Here is a 3014-nt window from a genome sequence, read left to right on the forward strand (position 1 = left end):
TTCTCAAAGATGACCCCCGGTTTGAGTCAGTGCAGTTACGTTCAGGGCGTGCTCCCGGTGATGCTGATGCTGGTAGTGTTACTCTCGGCCATTTGGATGTGGAAATTTCAGAGGAGGGGATGAAAGACCGAAAAGCAACGATTGAGAAACTGCGTGAGGAATTTGCCAAGTTACCAGGGGTAGCTCCTAGTATTGGTGGTTTTATTTCCCACCGCATGGATGAAGTCCTCTCAGGAGTCAGGAGTGCGATCGCAGTAAAAATTTTTGGTCCGGAACTTTCCGAATTACGAACTATTGGTGCTCAAGTTCGAGATGGGATGCAAGATATTCCTGGTGTGGTGGATCTAATTCTTGAACCCCAAATTCCGATCAAACAGGTGCAAATTAAGTTTGACCGCGCTGCTGCTGCTCGTTATGGTCTTAGTGTTGGTCAGCTGGCAGAAATTGTTGAAACTGCTCTCAATGGTAAAGTCGTGTCGCAGGTACTGGAAGAGCAACAGTTATTTGATTTAGTAGTGTGGTTGAAAGCCGAATACCGCAATAATCTTAATACCATTAGCAACCTCCTAGTTGACACTCCCACGGGCACTAAAATTCCTCTTGCCCAAGTTGCTAACATTAGTTATGGTAAGGGACCAAACACCATCAACCGCGAAAATGTTTCTCGGCTGATTGTGGTTTCAGCTAACGTTGCTGATCGAGATTTAGGTAGTGTAGTTGAAGAGATTCAAGCCACAGTCAAGGAGAGAGTACAATTACCTTCTGGCTACTTTATCCAATATGGAGGACAGTTTGAATCAGAACAACGAGCATCCCAAAATTTACTAGTATTCGGTACTCTGGCACTGATTGTAATTGCTGTTTTAATGTACTTTGCTGTCAAGTCAATTTCAGCAACAGTGATGATTATGCTCAATCTACCTCTAGCATTAACTGGGGGAATTTTTTCCGTTGCCCTCGGTGGTGGTATTGTCTCTGTTGCTTCCATGGTAGGGTTTATCACTCTCTTTGGTGTTGCTACCCGCAATGGTTTACTTCTGGTAGATAATTACAACAATAAATTGGCTCAGGGAATGCCTTTGAGTCAAGTGATTATTGAAGGTTCAACGGAACGATTAGTGGCAATTTTAATGACGGCGTTGACTTCAGCTTTAGGGATGGTTCCTCTCGTAATTGGCACGGGGGCAGGGAAAGAAATTTTACAGCCATTGGCAATAGTTGTGCTGGGAGGATTGTTTACTTCTACAGCTTTAACCTTATTGGTATTACCAGCTTTGTATGCTCAGTTTGGTCGCTTTTTCATATCTAAACCCATCAATTCTGGTATTTCACCTGAAGACTTAAATTCATCCTTTAAACGTGGTTCAGTGGTGGGTCAATAGGTAAGTAGTCAGCTGTAAGCTGTCAGCGGTAAGCTTAGTCAGTATCAACTTTTTTACTGGTTATCAAAAAAATAAATTAGTTTGAAAGGAGTAAAACTATGGGTTCGTGGTTGCAGTCAAATTTAATTGTTCTATCTAGTTTGGGATTGATATTTTTAGCCTCCTGTGGCAATAGTACAAAAGAGACTACTCAAACTACCTCTTCAGAAACTGTCACCAAAACTGAGAAGGTTGATTCCTCCAGCCATGGTGATGGTTACTCCCAAGGTGGTCAAATCATTGAATCTGGCCTTTATCATTTAGAATTGTTGCCTATCGTAGAAAAACAGGGAATTCACTTAGACTTTTTTCTACAACAGGGTGAGGAACACAAAAGTGTATCTAATGCCAAAGTCAAGGCTCAAATCCAGTTACCAAATGGTGAACAAAAGAATCTAGATTTCAGCTATGATCAGGCTGGTAAACATTACGCTGCTTTTTTACCAGGGAAAGCTACTGGGGAATATAAGGTGGTCATTCAAACTGACATTAACGGGAAAAAAATCAACGGTCGCTTTTCCTTTAAACAATAAATATTGAATAACTTTTGTGGGTAAAGACATCATGAATCGTTTGGTTAGCGCATTACTAGTTAGTTCTACTTTATTGTTGGCTCAAAGTTGTTCAACACTAGGGCAATCTGGAGATGCATCTGTTGAGGGAGATAAACACCATGGTCACCATAATCACAATGAGCATGGTCATCACCATGGTAGCCATGGTCACGGAAATAAACCATCAGTAAAGACTAAAGCTATACTAACGACTCCTTCAAAAATTACTTTAGATAAACCAAATAGTTTGGTAATTGATATTCAAGACTCTGAGGGAAATGCTGTTCCTGATTTTGAGGTTTTCCAAGAAAAAATAATGCATTTAATTGTCGTCAGTGATGATCTGGATTTTTACGATCATATTCATCCTGAGTACAAAGGTAATGGAAGGTTTGAAGTTGAAGCTAATTTTCCTAAACCTGGTGATTATACTCTTTTTAGCGATTACAAACCAAGCGGAAACCCAGAGCGAGTGTCTGTAGTAAAAGTAAAAGCACCAGGCACTACTTCATCTCTAAGTGATATAGAAATTAAAAATACTAAAGTCTTTGGCAATACCAAGGTTGAGCTGAGTTTTGATAAACCCAAAGTTCAGGCGAATGAAGAAGTTATGATTAGCTTTAAGTTAAAAGATGCTGCTAATAATAAGCCGGTGAATGATTTACAAACTTATTTGGGAGAAGCTGGTCATTTAGTAATTGTTAAACAATCAGAATCTATAACAGCATCTGATTACATTCATGCTCACGCACTTCCAGGTAAAACTACTGAACCGATACGTTTTGCTACCCAATTTCCTGAAACAGGCACATATAAAGTGTGGGGTCAATTTAAGCGTAATGGTGAGATTGTAACTGCTGATTTCTGGGTCAATGCACTTTGAGCAAATATCTAATTTGGTAAGCATTCAGCAGTTGGCTGTCAGCTGTCAGCTGTCAGCTGTCAGCTGTCAGCCTTTGGCCTTTGGCCACGGCTGATAGCTGTTCGCACCTCAAGCAGCGTGGCCAAAGGCCAGGCGTGCGCGGAGCGCATTAGCTGA

General features: G+C 40.9%; 3 protein-coding genes. All 3 read left to right on the plus strand.

What is annotated here, in order from left to right; translation table 11 throughout:
• On the plus strand, positions 1 to 1382 hold a 1382-nt coding region (locus F6K20_RS31785), incomplete at its 5' end, for an efflux RND transporter permease subunit (RefSeq protein ID WP_287297410.1).
• Positions 1383 to 1480: 98 nt separating this feature from the next.
• Entirely contained in the window at positions 1481 to 1954 is a 474-nt protein-coding gene (locus F6K20_RS31790; protein ID WP_008186218.1) for a hypothetical protein, read from the plus strand.
• Between the two features lie 16 nt (positions 1955 to 1970).
• Positions 1971 to 2858, plus strand: coding sequence for a DUF8832 domain-containing protein (locus F6K20_RS31795; protein WP_287297412.1), 888 nt, complete (start codon positions 1971 to 1973; stop codon positions 2856 to 2858).
• Positions 2859 to 3014: the final 156 nt, after the last annotated feature.

This window comes from Moorena sp. SIO2C4, from assembly GCF_010672485.1.
Taxonomy (GTDB): domain Bacteria; phylum Cyanobacteriota; class Cyanobacteriia; order Cyanobacteriales; family Coleofasciculaceae; genus Moorena; species Moorena producens.